Here is an 18,454-nt window from a genome sequence, read left to right on the forward strand (position 1 = left end):
CGGGGAGGGATCGCCAAAACGGTTTACGGCGCCTCCGTGGGGGAGGGCGACGGTGTCCGGCGGGCGGGCGGTGAGGCCGTACCGGAACCCGGTCCGGCGGACGGGGACGAGGGCGACGGCGAGGGTGACTCCGCCCCGCCCGGAGTGTTCTCCTCCGGCAGCCTGCGGCTCACCTCGGCCGTCGACAGGCCTAGGCCGCCGAGCGTGATCTCGTCCCAGGCCTGCAGCTTCCGGGTCTCCCGGTCCAGGTAGAGCACGGAGGCCTGGACGTCGGCGGGTTCGTCGCCCTCCACCGCGCGGAGCCCGTCGCCGCCGGTCGAACCCTGGACCATCAGCCGGGTCCCCCCGTCCAGCTCATGGGTCTTGCGGTTGTGGGTGTGCCCGGCCAGGACCAGGGGGACCGCCCCCGCCGTCTCGCGGGCCGCCATCGGGTTGTGCGCCACCGCGATGTCGGCCGGGTCGCCCTTGGCCCGCTGCCGGCTCATCGCCGCCGCCAGCCTGCGCCCCGCGGCCCGCTCGGAGCCGTCACCGGCCGGCTGCACCGAGCGGTCCGGGGTGAACTGCGGGTCGCCGATCCCCGCGATCCGCAGACCGGAGACGGTGATGGACTTGCCGTCGTCGAGGACACGGACGTTGTCGAGGTCCTCCAGGTACTCCTGTGTCGCCGCCGAGTCGTGGTTGCCGCGTACCCAGACGTAGGGGGCGCCCAGATCGCTGATCGGGTCGAGGAAGCCGTTCTCGGCGGTGGTGCCGTGGTCCATGGTGTCGCCCGAATCGATGATCACATCGATGTCGTACTGCTTGACCAGCGACTCGATGATGTGCCAGGCCGCCGGGTTGAGATGGATGTCCGAGACGTGCAGCACGCGCATGGTCGTCGGGTCCGGCTGGTACGTCGGCAGGTTCGCCGTGGCGTCGTAGAGCTGGGTGACGTTGGTGACGAGGCGGGCCAGTTCCTGCTGGTAGATGTCGAAGTCGCTGACGATGCTGCGGGCGTTGCCCACCACACTGGGCGCGCTGCTCAGCAGCCCGGAGAACTTCGGCTCCAGGACGGACTTCGGATTCCAGGTGGCGTACGCGGCGGCGCCGGAGGTGACCAGCAGCGCCAGCGCCAGACCGCCCGCCGTCAGCGCGCGCCGCGGGCGCCGGTAGACGGCCAGGCCGAGCAGCGTGGCGCCGGAGACCACGGCGACGACCGACCGCACACCCAGGTCGATGGTGCCGGCCGCCACGTCGCCGGCGATCTCCTCCTGCAGCCCGGCGAGCCGCTCCGGATGCTTGACCAGCGCCTGGGAACGCTCGGGGTTCAGCTGGTCGACGTCCACGTCGAGGCGGAGGGGCGCGTGGTGGCTGTCGAGTTCGAGGGCGCCGAGCGGTGACACGTTGATCTTCGTACCGCCCGAGACCGACGGGCGCAGCGCCATCTTGGTGTCCATGGGACCCACCGGCGTCCGCACGCTGCCGACCACCAGAAGGCCCAGCCACGCGCCGATCAGCACCACGGACACCATTCCGAGGGCACGGGCGTACGGACGCGGTGTGTGGCCGAGCGGCCGTACCGCCGGACCCTTCGGAGGAAGGCCGCCGCTCCGGCCCCGGAAGGGCATGCGAAAGCGGCGGCGGAGTGGTTCGCGTGCCATTGCAGCCGTATGCCCTTCCGCGGTGATCGCTATGCGGAAGTCAACCGGCGCGGCCTCCGGTTCGTTCCCGCCGGTCGCCATCGACGGTCTCCGCCGGCCGCCGCCGCCGCCGCGGCCACCGCCACCGCCACGGCCGCGGTCCGGCCCCGGCCGCCGTCCCCGGTCCCCCTCTCCGGCCGGACGACGGCGGGGGGCGCGGGTGTGGCGCAGAATGGCGGCGTGCTGGAGATGACGCGTGAGGAGTTCGAGGAACTGGTCGCCGAGGCGCTGGACCGCATCCCGCCCGAGCTGACGCGGCTCATGGACAACGTGGCGGTCTTCGTCGAGGACGAGCCGCCCGCCGAGGACCCGGAGCTCCTCGGCATCTACGAAGGGACTCCGCTCACGGAGCGGGGGGAGTGGTACGCGGGCGTGCTGCCGGACCGGATCACCATCTACCGGGGGCCGACGCTCCGGATGTGCGGAAGCCGGGAAGAGGTCGTCGAGGAGACCGAGGTCACGGTCGTCCACGAGATCGCCCACCACTTCGGCATCGACGACGAGCGGCTGCACGCCCTGGGGTACGGATGAGCGGGACGGGCCCGGGGGCGGGCGGTTCCGCCGACGGGGACGGCTCCGCCGCCGCACCGGAGGACCGGGACGGTCCGGGATGGCCGGCGCCTCCGTCCCGCCCGGGGAACCCGGGAGGCCCGGGCGCGCCCCCGGGATCCCGCAGCGGTGCGGGGGACGCCGCCGGCCCGGCCGGCGCCACGCCCGCGGGCCGGGCGCCCCGGGCGGTCGACCCCGACGTCGATCTGCGCGTACCGGAACAGCGGGCCGAGGCCACCGGCCGCGCGCTGTGGGGCATCCTCGCCGTCGTCTCGGCGGGCGGTGCGCTCGGCGCCTGCGCCCGGTACGGGATGACGCTCGCCTGGCCCGCGCCGCACGACGCGGCCCCGTGGGCGGTCCTCCTGGTCAACGCGTCGGGCAGCGCGCTGATCGGCGTCCTGATGACGCTGGTGAGCGAGCGGCCGGGTGTCTCCCCGCATCCGCTGCTGCGCCCATTCCTGGGCACCGGTGTGCTCGGCGGCTTCACCACCTTCTCGACGTACGCGGCCGATGTGCCGGAGCTGCTGGCGCGGGGCGAGACCGCTGCCGCCCTGGCCTACGCGGCGGGCACGCTCGCCGCCGCGCTGACCGGCGTAGGGGCGGCGGCCGTGCTGACCCGGAAAGCCCTGGGCCTGCACGGCGCTGCGGTGGCGGAAACGGGCCCCGGGGCGGAGGCCGGGGCGAGCGGGGCGGGGAACGGTACGGGAACGGGGGCGCGGGCCCGGTGAACTGGCTGCTGGTCGCCCTGGGCGCCGCCGTGGGCGCGCCCCTGCGCTATCTCATCGACCGCGCGGTCCAGGCACGGCACGGCTCGGTGTTCCCGTGGGGCACGGTCGTCGTCAATGTGGCGGGCAGTCTGCTGCTCGGGCTGCTCACCGGCGCCCTCGGGGCCGGAACGGGCTCCGACCAGGCCCGGCTGCTGCTCGTGACAGGGCTGTGCGGGGCACTCACCACCTACTCGACGTTCTCGTACGAAACCCTGCGGCTGGCCGAGCGGGGGCGCGCGGGGCTCGCGGCGGCCAATGTCGGCCTGTCGCTGGCGGGCGGACTGGGGGCGTACGTCCTGGGCGCGGGACTGACGGGAGGGCTCGGCCCGGGCTGAGGTCTCCGTTCAGCCCCCGGCCGGGGCGGGAGGAGTGCGCGGGGTGCTGGACTCACCTCGCAAGAGTCCAGCTCGCAAGAGCCCAGCTCGTAAGGTCGGCCGCACCACGTCCGCCCACGGGCCTCGCCACGGTCCGCCCACGGGCCCCGCTCACGGCGCCGGGACGCCCGGCGAGAGCGGTGCGGGCGCCGACTCCGGGGACACGCCCGTCGCCGACGCCGCGCCACCGGGCTCGGGCTTCGGCTCCTCCCCCGTCGGCGCCGGATCCGGGCTCGACGGCTGCGGCTCCGGCTCGGGCTCCGGCTCGGGTTCCGGGGACGGCCGCTCCGGTGCCGGGCGGGTCGGATCCCCCTCTCCTCCCGGCTGCCGCGGCGCGCGGGGGCCGGGCCCCCCGCGGTCCTTCTCACGGCCGCTGTCCGCGGCCGGGCCGGAGCCGGGCGCGGAGGCGTGCCCGGCGCCCGAGTCCGGGCGGCCGGACACCCCGCCGGCACCGGTCTCGCGCTCCGTGCGGGAACCCGGGCGGCCCGCCTCGGCACGGTCGTCCTTGCCCCGGCCGCGATCGGCCTTGCCGCGCCCGTCCCGCGCCTCCGGGCCGCCGTCCGCTCCGTGGGGCTGCTCCACGCCCTCGCCGTCCGGGGACCGGTGACCGGCGCTCCCCGGTCCGTCCTCCTGCCCGGCAGACCCGGTGGGCTTGGGCGGGTCGGTCCTGTCGCTGACGTTCATGCACCCGGTCGCGGTGGCCAGGGCGAGTGCGGCGGCGGCCACGCGCAGGGGGGTGCGGAAGCCCGTGCGGCCCTCCGTCCGGGGCAGGGCTGCGGACCTTGCCCCGGCCCCGCCCTCCGGCCGGGCGGGCTGTCCGGCTCCGGCCCCGGCCCCGGCCCGGTACCCGTCCACGGACCCGTTCCCGTTTCCGGCCCCGGCCGCCGGGGGCCGGGCGGGCCGCCGGGACGGCTCGCGCGCCCCGCCCTCCGGGGCCGCCATGGGCTCGGCAGGGTTTCCGGCGACGGGGGAGGGACCGGGGAGACGGGTGGGGAGCGGGCGCACAGGCGGGCACCTCCGGATACGGGGCGGGCAGGCCGCTCTGCTCAACTCCGCCCACACCGCGCAGGACACGGACAACGCCGGACAACCACGCCGTCCGGCCCAGGCGCGCGGCGGCGGTTCGTCCGGTGGCGGCCGGCGGGGCGACGGGGCCGGGGCTCCGGACCCGGGCGTCCGACGCTCCGGGGCGGCCGGGGCTCAGCCGGGCCCGCACCAACCGGAGAGCCGGTGGCCGCGCCCGTCCGGTACGCTGGGTGCAGCGCGGTTCAGGCCGCGACGACGACCCCGCGACCGACCACCACATCCACCCCGGGATCCCCCGCCGGAGCCGATTTGCGCTCCGGGGTTCCGAGTGCGTATGGTGACAGATCGTTTGATCCCATTTGCCCGGCGCTACCGTATCTCCTCGCAGACCGAGGTGATGAACGCGCCGTGTGGCGCGTTCCTGTACCGAACCGTGGCTGACCGCATAGAGGCGGGCGTATGCATACACGGAGTTTGGGCGCGTGCCGAGACTCCGGAAGGTTTTGCATTTCGCATGTCCATTTCTGCCACTGACCGCGCCGTCATGCCCGAGGACGCGGAGATCACCGCCCTCGCCGGTACCGGGCTCGACGAGATCCCCACCACGGCCGACGCCACCACCGAGGCTCCCGAGGCCCCCGGAGTCACCTTCGGTGACCTCGGTCTCGCCGAGGCGATCGTCCGCAAGCTCTCCCAGAACGGTGTCGTCACCCCGTTCCCGATCCAGGCCGCGACCATCCCGGACGCCCTGGCCGGCAAGGACATCCTCGGCCGCGGCCGCACGGGCTCCGGCAAGACCCTCTCCTTCGGTCTGCCGCTGCTCACCCGCCTCGCCGGGGGCCGCACCGAGAAGAAGCGCCCGCGCGGCCTGATCCTCACCCCCACCCGCGAGCTGGCGATGCAGGTCGCCGACGCCCTCCAGCCCTACGGTGACGTCCTCGGCCTGAAGATGAAGGTCGTCTGCGGCGGCACCTCCATGAGCAACCAGATCTACGCGCTGGAGCGCGGCGTCGACATCCTCGTCGCCACCCCCGGCCGGCTGCGCGACCTCATCGACCGGGGCGCCGCGACGCTCGACCAGGTCGAGGTCGCCGTCCTCGACGAGGCCGACCAGATGGCCGACATGGGCTTCCTGCCCGAGGTCACCGAGATTCTCAACCTCGTGCCGGCGGGCGGCCAGCGCCTGCTGTTCTCCGCGACGCTGGAGAACGAGATCGACACGCTCGTCAAGCGCTACCTGGTCGACCCGGTGACACACGAGGTCGACGCGGCGCAGGGCGCGGTCACCACCATGAGCCACCACGTGCTCGTCGTGAAGCCGAAGGACAAGGCGCCGGTCACGGCCGCCATCGCCGCCCGCAAGGGCCGCACGATCATCTTCGTGCGGACCCAGATGGGCGCCGACCGCGTCGCCGAGCAGCTCCTCGACACCGGGGTGCGCGCGGACGCGCTGCACGGCGGCATGACGCAGGGCGCCCGGACCCGGACGCTGGCCGACTTCAAGGACGGTCGCGTCAACTGCCTCGTCGCCACGGACGTCGCCGCGCGCGGCATCCACGTCGACGACATCGACCTGGTCCTGAACGTGGACCCGGCCGGTGACCACAAGGACTACCTGCACCGCTCCGGCCGTACGGCCCGCGCGGGCCGCAGCGGCACCGTCGTCTCGCTCGCGCTGCCGCACCAGCGCAAGCAGATCTTCCGGCTGATGGAGGACGCGGGTGTCGACGCCTCGCGCCACATCGTCGGCGGAGCGGGCGCGTTCGACGAGGACGTCGCCCGGATCACGGGTGCCCGTTCGCTGACCGAGGTGCAGGCCGAGTCCGCCGGCAACGCCGCGAAGCAGGCCGAGCGCGAGGTCCAGGACCTCACCCGTCAGCTGGAGCGCGCACAGCGCCGCGCCGCCGAACTGCGCGGGGAAGCCGACCGGTTGGTGGCGCGGGCCGCGCGCGAGCGGGGCGAGGACCCGGAGGCGGCCGTCGCGGCCGCCGCCGAGGCCATGGTCGCCGCCGCCGCGGCGGAAGCCGCGGAGGAGGAGTCGCGGGCCGCCGCGTCCGTGCCGGCCCAGTCCGCGGCCGCGGGCGAGCGTCGCGACGACCGGGGCAACTTCGACCGCCGTGACCGTCGCGACGACCGGTCCGGCGGCTACGGAGACCGCGGTGGCAACAGCGGTGGCTACGGCGACCGCGGCGGCTACGGCCGCGAGCGCCGGGACGACCGCTCCGGCGGCTTCAACCGCGACCGCGGTGACCGCCGCGACGACCGCTCCGGCGGCGGCTACCGTCGGGACGACCGCCCGAGCGGTGGGTTCAACCGTGACCGCCGGGACGACCGCCCGGGTGGCGGCTTCAACCGTGACCGCCGGGACGACCGCCCGAGCGGTGGCTACAGCCGCGACCGCCGGGACGACCGTCCGAGCGGTGGCTACGGTGCCGGCCGTTCGGGCAGCGGTTACAGCCGTGACCGCCGCGACGACCGTCCGGCCGGCGGCTACAGCCGCGACCGCCGGGACGACCGCGGAGGCTTCGGCGCCGCCCGTCCGCACGAGCGCCGCGACGACCGCCCCGGCTTCGGCCACCGGGGCGGCGACCGCCCGCACAACCGCGACCGTCGTGACGACCGTCCCTTCAGCCGCGACGACCGCCCGGCCCGCCGCGACGACCACCGCGGCAGCACCAACACCGCCGGCGGCCGTCCGTTCGACCGCCGCGCCGACAAGCCGCGCTGGAAGCGCAACGGCTGACGGCACCTGACCGAACACCCGTGCCTCGGGGCCCGTACGCACCGCGTCGTACGGGCCCCGAGGCCGTGTCCGGGCCCGCGCCACCGTGCCCGGTCCGCACCGACGGCGGGGCGCGGCGACGCGGGCCCGGAATCCCGGGCCGCTGTCGGCGAACAGGGGTATACCCGATCGGTTCGCGGCCCGCGGAGGGCTATGCTCGGGGGAGCACGACCAAGGGCCGTTAGCTCAATTGGCAGAGCAGTGGACTTTTAATCCATTGGTTGTGGGTTCGAGTCCCACACGGCCTACCACCGAGGCCCGGATCGGCACCGACGCCGATCGGGGCCTCACGCATTCCGGCCACTCCCCGCACCGGCAGGACGAGTTGGCGGGTGCGGTGGTGGCGTTCGCGGCAACTGTGTCCGCCGTCCCGCCGGTTGGGGCGCCGGCGGACTGCCGGGCACGCCGCCCGCCCTGAAGCCGGTGATGTGCGGTTGCGCGTGGGTCAGGGGCAGGGGCCGTGTGCAGGGGCCGCTGTGACCGCGGCAGCGCGCCGATGACCTCGATGACACCGGTGGTCGCGGTGATCCCCATGACCGGGAGAGGTCCTGGGGTCCCGGTGCGGGAGGAGCCCGGGCACCGGCTGAAGGAGAGGGCCGCGGAGGAGGGGGACCAATGGTCCCTCTCCCGGGCCGACCGGGCCCTGCCGCCCGTGTGCCGCTACGGCGATGGTGGGTCATGCGGGTCCTGCTGTGGGGGCGGGACACATTGGGGTAGCCGGACGTGCGGTCGGGCGACCGGGCACGGATACGACCCGTGCCGGGTGCCGCGCGCACCGTACGTCCGGCAGGTCTCCGGACCGGCTCGTGGGGACGGGTGCGGTCACGGCTCCGCGACGGGGACGGCGGGTGGGACCGCCGTCCCCGTCGTCATGCCGTCCACCGCCGGCACTGCCGCGGCCCCGCCACCGCAGCCGCCACCACCGCCGTCCGGCGCCGCACCCGGCCGGCCCGCTGCGGCCCCGCCGCCCGGCTCTCCCGTCCGGTGCCACCTTCAGCGCGCGGTCCGGCCGGCCGCCGTCCACCCGGTTTCGGCCGTCCCCGGCCCGGCGTCCGGTGCTCCGCTGCCGTCACGGGCGGACCTGTCGCCTCGCTCCTGGTCCGTGCGCCCGGAACGGCCTTCCGCGGTCCCGCCCGCCTCCGCGGTCGCCTCTGCGGTCACCTCCGCAATCGCCTTCGCGGTGCCGTGGCCCGGTGATCCGGAGTGGCCGCGGCCCCGGACCGATGGCCCGTATGCCGGGAGCCGAGCTGTTCGTCCGCATTCGGGTTGACCTTTACGCTACGTCAAGTTCTACGGTCGTGAGCACCGGGTGAGAGACGCCCGGGGATGTGAAAACAGCAAGGGGGAGCCGCGATGGAGTGGTCGATCCAGGACATCGCGCGCCGTGCGGGGACGACCAGCCGGACGCTGCGCCACTACGACGACATCGGCCTGTTGCCGCCCAGCCGGATCGGCGGCAACGGCTACCGCTACTACGACCAGTCCGCGCTGGTCAGGCTTCAGCGGATTCTGCTGCTGCGCGAGCTGGGCCTGGGGCTGCCCGCCATCGCCGAGGTGCTGGCCGGGCAGCGCGACGAGACCGCCGCGCTCCGCACGCACCTGCGGCTGCTGGAGCATGAACGGGAGCGGATCGGGCGGCAGATCGCATCGGTGCGGACCACCTTGCGCAAGACGGAGGAGGGCGAAGAGCTCATGGCCGACGAAATATTCGACGGGTTCGACCACGACCGGCACAAGGAGGAGGTGATCGAGCGCTGGGGGCGTGACGCCTACGACAGTTCCGACCGCTGGTGGCGCTCGCTCGGCGACGAGGGCCGGCGATCCTTCCAGCAGCGGGAGCTGGACATCGCCCTGGACTTCGGGAAGGCCGCGCGGGCCGGTGCCTCCCCGGACAGCGAGGAGGCGCAGGCGATCACCCGGCGCCACTACACCTGGCTGTCGGACGCCTCCCCGGATCCCTCCAAGGGCTACTTCATCGGGCTGGCCGAGATGTACGTCGCCGATCCGCGGTTCGCCGCTCATTACGACCGGCATGGTGAGGGCGTCGCGGAGTTCGTCCGGGATGCCATGAAGGTCTATGCCGAGCGGCACCTCGGCGACTGAGGGGGCGTGGCGGGAAGGGGTGTCCGGTGGTCCGGCGGACACCCGGCCGGGGCATGGCACCGGACGTACCCGGGCCGCCGATCCGGGTCGGCGGCCCGGTTGCCGGTTCGAGCCGTCGGCCCGGACCGCCGGGCGGGCCGGGTTCGTCCGGTCCCGGCGGCCGCCGGACGGTCCGAGGAACCCGGGCCCCGGAACGGCCCGGATACCGCGGACACGGCGGACGGTCAGAAGCCTCCGCCGCCGCCGAAGTCCCCTCCGCCTCCGAAGCCGCCGCCGTCGAACCCTCCGCCGAAGTCACCCGGGTTGAAGTCGGAGCCGGTGTACTCGCCGCCCTCGGCGCCCGCACCGTAGTCACCGCCGCCGTAGGCGCCGTAGGCGTGAGGGGCGAACATCATGTTGCCGAGCATGGTGCCGACCAGCAGCCCGGGCAGCATCCCGCCGCCGAAGTAACCCCCGGCCCAGGGCGCGTAGGCGGGTCCGGCCTCCCAGTACGGCCGGCGGCCGGACGCCGTCTCGACGGTGCGGGCCATCGGCTCGTGGCCGTCGGCGATCCGGGCGGCATCGGCGGCGCACACCGGGACGGTGCGCGCCGTTCCGCCCTCGGGCGCCCACTCGACGTCCTCGGTGGACGGGCCGTGGCGGGGGTCGAAGAAGCAGGGCGGCCGGCGTTCCGGCAGTGGAGTTCCGGCGCGCCGGGCCTCCAGGGTGGCCAGCGCGAAGCGGCCGTCCTCCAGGGCCTCGGTGACAGGGCGGACGTCACCGGGGTGGTGGGCGCGGGCCATCGCGGCCTTCGCCTTCTCGTAGGAGTCCAGCGCGTGGGAGAAGTCGCGGCGCATGGTCTCGTCGGTCTCCGGCGCGGAGGGGTCGAAGTCGAGCCGGTCCAGTTCCTCGCCGAAGGCGGTGATGTCCTCGTCCACCAGGGGCCGTACGGTCTCGAGTTCGGCCTTCTCGCGTTCCGCCCGGCGCGTGCGGTTGCGCCGGGAGACGGTGAAGGCCGCCAGGACGCCCGCCAGCGCCAGAGCGCCGATGGTGACCAGAGTGACGACACCGGCCACGGTATTCGTCCCGCCGTCGCCGCCGCCGTCGCTCCAGGAGGCGGGCGCGGAACCGTTGGCCTGCTGGACCGCCTGGCCGACAAAGTCGTCGAGCAGGGCGGCGGTGTCGGTGCCGTGTTCCCGCTCGACGGCGCCGGTCAGGTTCCCCATGGCGTTCTGGGACATGACCCGGTTGTCGGCGCCCGCGTCGAAGCCGTCGCCGAGGGCGACCGCGTAGACGCCGCTGACACCGACCCGGGTCCGCAGATCCCGGAGCAGGCTGTCGGGATCGAACTCCGCGGCCTCCGGCAGGACGGCGACGAAGACGGGCTTGTCGGCGTTCTCGATGGTGTCGGCCAGTGCCTCGGCCTCGGCGCCGGAGAGCCGGCCGGAGGCCCGGGGATCCACATAGACCGGGCCGCTCCGCAGGGCTTCCGCGGCGCCGCCGAGGCCGTCGGCCGCCCGGGAGCCCGGAGCGAGGAGCCCGGCCGCGACCAGAAGGGCCGCTAGCAGGGCGAGCACCGGTCCGAGCACGGCATTGCGCGATGTGCTCCTCATATCTTCGAAGCTACACGAAAGGGGGCAAGAACCACCGGGTCCGGAGTCACCGGACTCCGGGCGGAGGCCGACGGTGAGGCCCGGTGGACCCAGCGCTTGCCGTCCGCCCACGCCCCTGACCCACGCCCCTGACCCACGCCCCTGACCCACGCCCCGCCCCGGCCCTTGCCGCTGTCCGTGCCACCGCCCGTGCCACCGCGGCCCGTCACCCGAACGGCGGACGCGGATTCGCCCTCCGGACCGGAACGGCCGAGGGTGGCAGGGGGCGCGGTGTCGTTCCGTAACCGGACGGACCGGGACCGGGCAGGAGATCACAGGTGGTGCAGCGAGGACAGCTGTGCAGCAGGGGCGACGGCGGGACACGGTTCCGCGGTGCTCCGTTCCCCTGCTGGATCCCGGGCGTCCTGATCGTCGGCGGCCTGGCCTTCGGCCTGTTGGCACCGCCGGAGCTGACCGGCTCGCCGTTCTTCGCGGCCGCGCCGATGGTCGCCGCGGCCCTCTACACCGGCCCCGCCACGATCCTGACGGCCGTCGTCTCCAGCCTGGCGATGCTCGGGATCGCTCTGCTGCACGGCACGGTCGGGCAGTACCAGTCACTGCTCGACACCGCCACGGTGGTGACCGTGGCGGGCCTCGCCGTCTTCATCAACCGTGTGGTGCGCCACGGCCACCGCGCACTGGCCTCCGTCCGGAACGTCGCGGAGGCCGCCCAGCGGGCCGTGCTGCCGGCCCCTGCCGGCCGCATCGGCGGGCTGCGCGTCGCCGCCCGCTACGAGGCCGCGCAGGCGGACGCGGGAATCGGCGGCGACCTCTACGCGGTCCAGTCCACCCCGCACGGGGTGCGGCTCATCGTCGGTGACGTACGCGGCAAGGGCATAGAGGCGGTGGGCGCGGTCGCGATCGTCCTCGGGGCGTTCCGGGAAGCGGCCGAGGAGGAGCCGGAGCTGACGGGGATCGCGGAACGGCTGGAGGTCGCGCTCGTGCGGGAGGCCAAGCGCCGGGAAGGGCTGGAGCGGGCCGAGGGGTTCACCACGGCCGTGCTCGCCGAGATCCCGCACGAGGGCTCCCTCGGGGCGGACCCGGGTGGATCCGGCGCTCCCGGCGGGAGCGCTTCCGGGCTGTCGGCCCGGAGGCTTCGGCTGCTCAACCGCGGCCACCCGGCCCCGCTGATGCTCACCGGGGACGGCGCCGTGTGCGCCGTCGAACCGGAAGTGCCCGCCGTACCGCTCGGCCTGGCGTGGCTGCGGACCGAGCCGGACCGGGTGGAGGAGATCGTGTTTCCGCGCGGGTGCACCCTCCTGCTCTTCACCGACGGCGTCACGGAGGCCCGCAACCGTGCCGGTGAGTTCTACGATCCCCAACTCAGTCTGGCCGGACGGTCCTTCAGCGACCCGGAGGAGTTGCTGGACACCCTCGTCGGGGACGTGGCCCTGCACACCGGCGGCCGCGCCCACGACGACATGGCGCTCCTCGCGGTCACGGACGTCCCCGAGCGGCGCTCCTGACCGCCGGATCCCCGGACCGCCGCCGGACCTCCCCGCTGCCGTACCTCCCCACGGCCGGATCTCCAGACTGCCGGGCCGGGGCCACGGGCCCCTGCGGTCCGCTCCGGCGCCCCGCCCCTCACGCCCGCCACCCGGCCTCCGCAACGCTGCGTGACGACAGGTGTCCGGGCGATAACGACTGACGCACGATCAGCGGGAACAGGTTTTCCGGCGCCCGGTCAACTCGCCCGGCTCTGGCGGCCGATGTCCGTTTTCTCCGTGGGGTCATTACCAAAAGATCAGCCGGAACGGCTTGGAATACGGGGGCTCCGTCAATTAACGTTCGATAACGCAGCGCGGTCGTCCCAGCCGCCACCAAGGGTGGCACCGCCTGCGCAGTCGCCGAATCCCGCATGCGCGGAACAGCACCACCTGCACCAAGGGAACCGGGGAACCAATCCTTGGGGTGAATCGGGCCCCTCCGCGAGGAGGGAACCGTAGGAGACCTTCCTGCTCCGAACCCGTCAGCTAACCCGGTAGGCGAGAAGGAAGGAAAGGAGTGCGCCTCCGTGGCGTCCAGCAGCCCTGCCCCCGAGACGTGGGCCGGTCCGTCCACCTCCGGACCCCTCTTCGACGGAGAGCCCGTCGGTGAGTGGAATCCCACCGCCGACTCCACCGCCCCGGTCCGGGGCAGGCACCGCGTCGTCAAACAGCGCGGCGGAGGCATGGCCCGGAGCGGCGCCGTCCTGGGCGTCGGGGTGATCGCGGCTGTAGGCGCCGGCGGCATGGCCACGGCCAAGGACCGTCCCCCGGCCCCCATCTCGCTGCCCGACCTCTCCCCGGTGACGGACAAGCTGCCGGCCATCGACTCCCTGGTCGGCGGCTCCAACGACGTCTCCGCCACCGCGAGCCGCGCCCCGCTGTCGCAGGCCGGGCTCACCACGGACGAGATCGCTCAGGGCGCCGACGCCGGTGAGGCCCTGCGGGCCCGCATCATGCGCCAGGCCGAGCAGCAGCAGAGCGTCGCCGAGACCACCGAGCGGCTGGCCGCCGAGCAGGCCGCGCGGGAGAAGGCCGCCGAGGACGCCGCCGCCAAGAAGGCGGAGGCCGAGGCGGCCAAGAAGAAGGCGGCCGAGGAGGCCGAGCGCAAGGCGGCCGAGGAAGCCGCGCGCAAGGCGGAGGAGGAGCGGCTGGCCAAGCTGGCCGCCAGCTACGCGCTTCCGCTTTCCTCCTACACCCTCACCTCGAGCTTCGGCGAGTCCGGCTCCATGTGGTCCAGCAGCCACACCGGCCAGGACTTCGCCGCCCCGACCGGCACCCCCGTCAAGGCGGTGCACGGCGGCACGATCACCGAGGCCGGCTGGGCCGGTTCGTACGGCTACCGCATCATCCTCACCCTCGATGACGGCACGGAGATCTGGTACTGCCACCTCTCCTCGATGACCGTCACCTCCGGCGAGGTCACCACGGGCGACACGATCGGCCGCGTCGGCTCCACCGGCAACTCCTCCGGCCCGCATCTCCACCTGGAGGTCCGGCCCGGCGGCGGCGACCCGGTCAACCCCGCGGCCTGGCTCCGCGACCACGGCAAGAACATCTGAACCGCGCCACCGCACCACCACACCGCAGCCCAAGCCGTCAACCTCCGGCATCCCGCGGCATGTTCGCGGACGGGCCACGCTCGCTCGGCCCGGTCCGGGGGCCGGAAGCGGAGGGCGCGCTCGCAGACGCGCCCTCCGGCCTCCGGGTGTTACCCCGTGTCCCGCTTCTGCGTATGCCCCACCCGCCCGTCGCAAACCCCGTGCCCCGCGGTTTTCCACGGACGGTCCCGGCAGACCCCGTTCCGGCCTCCGACCTCCCCGCGTCTCCCCGCCCGCTCGCGGCGCGGGCCTCTACTCCGGCAGCCCTGGTGCGTCCCCCCGACGCCAGGGCTGCCGGCCTGTCCGCCTCCCTGATCCGCGTCGGTCGACCCGCCCCGGGGGCGTGAATCGCACGGCGCCGGGAACCTGCATGCACGGATGAGCCCGGGGCGCCGCCCCGGGCCGGAGTCGAGCGGAGGGTGCGGGGATGGCGGCGGACTACCCCTTGGACGCACGAGCGGGAACGGGCACGGTCACCACGGCCGTGCCCGCCCGGCTGGACAGACTGCCCTGGTCGCGCTGGCACTGGACCATCGTCATCGGCCTCGGCACCGTGTGGATCCTCGACGGCCTGGAGGTCACCGTCGTCGGCAACATCGCGGGCCGGCTCTCGGAGGAGGGCAGCGGTCTGCCGATCAGCTCCGGCCAGGTCACCGGTGTCGCCGCCGCGCTGTACGTCGCCGGGGCCTGTCTGGGCGCGCTCTTCTTCGGCCGGCTCACCGACCGCTACGGCCGCAAGAAGCTGTTCATCATCACGCTGGCCGTCTATCTCGGCGCCACCGCGCTGACCGCCGTCTCCTTCTCCAGCTGGTGGTTCTTCGTCTTCCGCTTCCTCACCGGCTTCGGCATCGGCGGCGAGTACGCGGCCATCAACTCGGCCATCGACGAGCTGATCCCCTCCCTCTACCGGGGCCGGGTCGACCTCATCATCAACGGCAGCTTCTGGCTGGGCGCGGTCGGCGGTTCCCTGCTGTCCATCGTCATGCTGGACACCGACATCTTCCCCAAGGACCTCGGCTGGCGGCTGACCTTCGGCCTGGGCGTCGTCTTCGGACTGGTGATCCTCCTCGTCCGCCGGCACGTGCCGGAGAGTCCGCGCTGGCTCTTCATCCACGGCCGGGGCGAGGAGGCGGAAGCCCTGGTCCGGGAGGCCGAGGAGCAGGTCACCGCCGAGAAAGGCGGGGAACTCCCGGAGCCGGCCGGCGAGATCACCATCCACCAGCGCAAGAGCATCGGCTTCGGCCTGATCGCCCGCACCGTCTTCTCGCACTACCGCAGGCGCGCCGTCCTCGGCTTCTCGCTCTTCATCGGCCAGGCCTTCCTCTACAACGCCATCACCTTCGGCTTCGGCGCGATCCTCACCACGTTCTACGACGTGGGCACCGGATCCACCGGCTACTTCTTCGCGGTGATCGCGCTGGGCAACTTCTTCGGCCCGGTGCTGCTCGGCAAGCTCTTCGACACCGTGGGCCGCAAGGTCATGATCTCCGGCACCTACATCCTCTCCGGTGTGCTCCTCTTCATCACCGCCTGGCTCTTCGACGGCGGCCATCTGACCGCCAGGACCCTGACCGCCTGCTGGTGCGTGGTGCTCTTCTTCGCCTCGGCCGGTGCGAGCTCCGCGTATCTGACGGTCAGCGAGGTCTTCCCGATGGAGACCCGGGCCATGGCGATCGCCTTCTTCTACGCCATCGGCACCGCCGCGGGCGGCATCAGCGGCCCGCTGGTCTTCGCGAAGCTCACCGGGTCGGGCGTCGTCGGCGACACCGTGCTGGCCTTCCAGATCGGTGCCGCGCTGATGACCCTGGCCGGTGTGGTGGCCGCCATGCTCGCCGTGCCGGCGGAGCGGCGTTCGCTGGAGGACATCGCCACCCCGCTCTCCCAGCGGACCGCCGAGCCGAGCGGGGCCGCCGGGGGACCGGCGCCCCGTACCGCGGGCTGACACCGGTGCCGCGCCCCGCGCCGGATCGGTGACCCCGGCCGGGGAGGGGTGCCCGCGACTCAGTGACGGTGGCTCAGTAACGGTGGCTCAGTGACCGCGGCTGAGCCACGGCGGCTGGCTGAGCGACGGTGGCTCAGTGGCCGCGGGAGCCGGGGCCGTACGAGCCGTGACCATACGGTGCGTACGGCCCCGGCCGCGGCTGTTGCCCCGGCGGCCACGGTCCCGGCTGTGCTCCCGGCTGCGGCCCCGTCCACGGCCCCTGCTGCCCCTGCTGCCCCGGCTGGTACGGGACCCCGGGTCCGCCGGGCCCCGGCCCGTACGGCATCCCCGGCCCGTACGGCTGCCACCGCGGTGGTGCCACCGGTGCCGTGACCGCCGCGGCGTGCAGCAGGGCGGGCCGCGCCAGGGCCTTGCGCTGCCACAGATGGTGCAGCAGCTCCTGCTCGCGGACGGCGAAGTCCGCGCCCGCCGCGCCCTGGTGGGCCCGCCGCCGCAGAAAGGCCAGGGCCGTGGCGAAGGACTGGTACTCGGAGACGGCCCGGGCCGCCGGAGCGCCGTGCGTACGGCGCGCGAGCCGCCGGGCGACCGCACGGGCCCGCATCGACGCCAGCGCGTGCGGCTCGGCGGGCGCGAGCCAGCCCGCCGCCACATACGCCGGCAGGTACTCCCGGACGGCCCGCAGCTCGCCCGCCCGGGAGCGGATCACCACGGTGGTCAGCACCACGAACAGCGGCACCATGAACAGGGCGTAGACCGCGATGAAGCCGTGACCGCCCAGGGACGTCGAGCCGTTCCACACACTGTGCAGGCCCATGGCCGTCGCCAGCCCGGAGAGCGGCAGCAGCACCCGGCCGGCGCGTGCCCGCGGCGTGAGCTGCGCGACGAGCCCGAAGCCGATCCCGGTCAGCGACGTGAACAGCGGATGCGCGAACGGCGACAGCACGATGCGGACGATGAAGGTCTGCGCGGTCACGGACTCGAACCCCGAGTTGCCGAGCGCCTCGTCCTCGCCGAAGGCGGTGCCCAGGAAGAGGATGTTCTCGGTGAAGGCGAAGCCGGTGGCCGTGATCCCCGCTATCACCACACCGTCGACGATGCCGTGGAAGTCCCGCCGCCGGAAGACGAACAACAGCAGCAGCGCCGCGGCCTTGGCGCTCTCCTCCACCACCGGGGCGACGACCGCCGCCCCCCAAGTGTCCGCGTCACCGGCCGAGGAGACCCCGGCCCGCGCGACGATCCACCGCACCGCGAGACCGTTGGCCAGAATCGCCACGAGGGTGGCGGCACACGCTCCCCAGGCGAAGGCGAACGCCAGATTCCGCCAGGGCTCGGGCTCGACCCGGTCCAGCCAGCAGAACGCCGCCACCAGCAGGGGAACGGGAAGCACGGCGAGGCCCAGACCGACCACGAAGCCCCGGGTGCCGGTCTGCTGCCGGACCAGCGCGAGGATCACCAGACCGCACAGCGCCAGCAGGATGACCAGCGCGCCGACGCGCACCGCTCTGCTCTCCCAGAGCGCGCGGCGCGGCCGGTAGCGCCACTGCGCACGGTCGGGCACGGCGTCGAACCGGGGACGCGGCTGGTACTCCGGCACCGGCGGCTGCGCGGGACCGGGCCGCTGCGGGGGTGGGGACGGGTGCATCCACCGACCCTAACGAGACGGGCCCGGCGGTGCGGCGGCCTTCGGTCAGCGGCGGCGGAACAGGACGTCGTGGACGCGGTGCCCCTTGCCGAGACCGGCGTTCTCGAACTTCGTCACCGGACGGAACGCGGGCCGGGGGGCGTAGCCGCCGCCGGGCACGGTGTTCTCCAGCTCGGGGCAGGCGGTCAGCACCTCCAGCATCTGCTCGGCGTACGGCTCCCAGTCGGTCGCGCAGTGGAACAGCGCGCCCGGCCGCAGCCGGTCCGCGGCCAGTGTGACGAACTCCGGCTGGATCAGCCGGCGCTTGTGGTGCCGCTTCTTGGGCCAGGGGTCCGGGAAGAACACCCGCAGGCCCGCCAGGGTGCCCGGCTCGATCATCTCCCGCAGCAGGATGATCGCGTCGCCGTTGGCCACCCGGATGTTCGTCAGCCCTTCGCGCTCGGCGAGCGCCAGCAGATTGCCCTGGCCGGGGGTGTGCACATCGGCGGCGAGTATGCCGGTGCCGGGGTCGTCGGCGGCCATCCGCGCGGTGGCCTCCCCCATGCCGAAGCCGATCTCCAGCACCACGGGCAGGCCCCCGAACAGGGCGTCGAGATCGAGCGTGGACCGCCCGTCGATGTCCAGGCCCCGCGTCGGCCAGAGCCGGCGCAGCGCCTCCCCCTGCCCGGCTGTCACGCGCCCGCGGCGCGGCCGGAAGCTCCGGATCCGGCGCTCGTGGTGCGACCCGGCCGGGTCGACCGCGGGACCTTCGGGAAACAGCAGCTTCCGCTCGGAGCGGTTCGCCGCCCGCGGGGCGGCCTCGGCGCGGGTGGCGCCGTGCGGCTCGGGCACCGGCGGGGACGTGTGGTTACGGGAATCGGACACAATGCCTCCG

The 18,454-nt window shown here is 74.1% G+C and carries 13 protein-coding genes, 1 tRNA gene and 1 riboswitch; of the genes, 9 read left to right on the plus strand and 5 right to left on the minus strand.

What is annotated here, in order from left to right; all coding sequences use genetic code 11:
• Positions 1 to 23: 23 nt before the first annotated feature.
• Positions 24 to 1,640, minus strand: a complete 1,617-nt coding sequence (locus LIX60_RS16620) for a metallophosphoesterase (protein WP_374117867.1) — start codon at positions 1,638 to 1,640, stop codon at positions 24 to 26.
• A 219-nt stretch (positions 1,641 to 1,859) separates the two neighbouring features.
• Here LIX60_RS16620 and LIX60_RS16625 point away from each other — a divergent pair, with 219 nt between their 5' ends.
• The 3 genes from LIX60_RS16625 to crcB are packed head-to-tail and all read left to right on the plus strand — an operon-like array spanning position 1,860 to position 3,330.
• Positions 1,860 to 2,210 (plus strand): metallopeptidase family protein, encoded by a 351-nt coding sequence (locus tag LIX60_RS16625; protein WP_030547706.1) that lies wholly within the window; start codon positions 1,860 to 1,862, stop codon positions 2,208 to 2,210.
• Positions 2,207 to 2,956 (plus strand): CrcB family protein, encoded by a 750-nt coding sequence (locus LIX60_RS16630; protein WP_374117868.1) that lies wholly within the window; start codon positions 2,207 to 2,209, stop codon positions 2,954 to 2,956. The genes LIX60_RS16625 and LIX60_RS16630 overlap by 4 nt, the downstream gene beginning before the upstream one ends.
• Entirely contained in the window at positions 2,953 to 3,330 is a 378-nt protein-coding gene (crcB, locus tag LIX60_RS16635) for a fluoride efflux transporter CrcB (RefSeq protein WP_227959102.1), read from the plus strand. Before LIX60_RS16630 ends, crcB begins: the two co-directional genes overlap by 4 nt.
• 150 nt (positions 3,331 to 3,480) lie before the next feature.
• Here the strand turns inward: crcB and LIX60_RS16640 are convergent, their stop codons facing one another.
• Positions 3,481 to 4,095, minus strand: a complete 615-nt coding sequence (locus tag LIX60_RS16640) for a hypothetical protein (RefSeq protein ID WP_227959103.1) — start codon at positions 4,093 to 4,095, stop codon at positions 3,481 to 3,483.
• Positions 4,096 to 4,909: 814 nt separating this feature from the next.
• On the opposite strand from LIX60_RS16640, the gene LIX60_RS16645 reads away from it, so the two are divergent.
• The 3 genes from LIX60_RS16645 (at position 4,910) to LIX60_RS16655 (ending at position 9,280) form a co-directional block, all read left to right on the plus strand.
• Positions 4,910 to 7,138, plus strand: a complete 2,229-nt coding sequence (locus LIX60_RS16645; RefSeq protein ID WP_227959104.1) for a DEAD/DEAH box helicase — start codon at positions 4,910 to 4,912, stop codon at positions 7,136 to 7,138.
• Between the two features lie 214 nt (positions 7,139 to 7,352).
• Positions 7,353 to 7,428, plus strand: a tRNA-Lys gene (locus tag LIX60_RS16650).
• Positions 7,429 to 8,530: 1,102 nt separating this feature from the next.
• On the plus strand, positions 8,531 to 9,280 hold the full coding sequence (locus tag LIX60_RS16655) for a MerR family transcriptional regulator (protein WP_227959105.1): 750 nt from the start codon (positions 8,531 to 8,533) through the stop codon (positions 9,278 to 9,280).
• Between the two features lie 224 nt (positions 9,281 to 9,504).
• Here LIX60_RS16655 and LIX60_RS16660 read toward each other — a convergent pair whose 3' ends face one another.
• On the minus strand, positions 9,505 to 10,872 hold the full coding sequence (locus tag LIX60_RS16660; protein WP_227959106.1) for a hypothetical protein: 1,368 nt from the start codon (positions 10,870 to 10,872) through the stop codon (positions 9,505 to 9,507).
• Positions 10,873 to 11,189: 317 nt separating this feature from the next.
• Between LIX60_RS16660 and LIX60_RS16665 the strand changes: the two genes are divergently transcribed.
• The 3 genes from LIX60_RS16665 (at position 11,190) to LIX60_RS16675 (ending at position 15,938) form a co-directional block, all read left to right on the plus strand.
• Positions 11,190 to 12,377: a PP2C family protein-serine/threonine phosphatase gene (locus LIX60_RS16665; protein WP_227959107.1), complete on the plus strand. Its 1,188-nt coding sequence runs from the start codon at positions 11,190 to 11,192 to the stop codon at positions 12,375 to 12,377.
• A 369-nt stretch (positions 12,378 to 12,746) separates the two neighbouring features.
• Positions 12,747 to 12,914: riboswitch (cyclic di-AMP (ydaO/yuaA leader) on the plus strand.
• Positions 12,915 to 12,925: 11 nt separating this feature from the next.
• Positions 12,926 to 13,957 (plus strand): M23 family metallopeptidase, encoded by a 1,032-nt coding sequence (locus tag LIX60_RS16670; RefSeq protein ID WP_227959108.1) that lies wholly within the window; start codon positions 12,926 to 12,928, stop codon positions 13,955 to 13,957.
• Positions 13,958 to 14,423: 466 nt separating this feature from the next.
• Complete coding sequence (locus LIX60_RS16675) at positions 14,424 to 15,938, plus strand: MFS transporter (RefSeq protein ID WP_227959109.1); 1,515 nt, start codon at positions 14,424 to 14,426, stop codon at positions 15,936 to 15,938.
• Positions 15,939 to 16,071: 133 nt separating this feature from the next.
• Here LIX60_RS16675 and LIX60_RS16680 read toward each other — a convergent pair whose 3' ends face one another.
• Positions 16,072 to 17,580 carry a PrsW family intramembrane metalloprotease gene (locus tag LIX60_RS16680; protein WP_227959110.1) on the minus strand — a complete coding sequence of 503 codons (1,509 nt, stop codon included), beginning with the start codon at positions 17,578 to 17,580 and terminating at the stop codon, positions 16,072 to 16,074.
• Positions 17,581 to 17,625: 45 nt separating this feature from the next.
• Positions 17,626 to 18,444, minus strand: a complete 819-nt coding sequence (gene trmB / locus LIX60_RS16685; RefSeq protein ID WP_374117869.1) for a tRNA (guanosine(46)-N7)-methyltransferase TrmB — start codon at positions 18,442 to 18,444, stop codon at positions 17,626 to 17,628.
• Positions 18,445 to 18,454 lie beyond the last annotated feature (10 nt).

It is taken from the genome of Streptomyces sp. S07_1.15 (genome assembly GCF_020739505.1).
Classification (GTDB): Bacteria; Actinomycetota; Actinomycetes; order Streptomycetales; family Streptomycetaceae; genus Streptomyces; species Streptomyces xinghaiensis.

Excerpts from the sequence above, each read along its gene's own strand:
- LIX60_RS16620 (WP_374117867.1), bottom strand. The coding sequence starts at position 1,640 with ATGGCACGCGAACCACTCCGCCGCCGCTTTCGCATGCCCTTCCGGGGC.
- LIX60_RS16630 (WP_374117868.1), top strand. The coding sequence starts at position 2,207 with ATGAGCGGGACGGGCCCGGGGGCGGGCGGTTCCGCCGACGGGGACGGC.
- LIX60_RS16645 (WP_227959104.1), top strand. The coding sequence starts at position 4,910 with ATGTCCATTTCTGCCACTGACCGCGCCGTCATGCCCGAGGACGCGGAG.
- LIX60_RS16655 (WP_227959105.1), top strand. The coding sequence starts at position 8,531 with ATGGAGTGGTCGATCCAGGACATCGCGCGCCGTGCGGGGACGACCAGC.
- LIX60_RS16660 (WP_227959106.1), bottom strand. The coding sequence starts at position 10,872 with ATGAGGAGCACATCGCGCAATGCCGTGCTCGGACCGGTGCTCGCCCTG.
- LIX60_RS16675 (WP_227959109.1), top strand. The coding sequence starts at position 14,424 with ATGGCGGCGGACTACCCCTTGGACGCACGAGCGGGAACGGGCACGGTC.
- LIX60_RS16680 (WP_227959110.1), bottom strand. The coding sequence starts at position 17,580 with ATGCACCCGTCCCCACCCCCGCAGCGGCCCGGTCCCGCGCAGCCGCCG.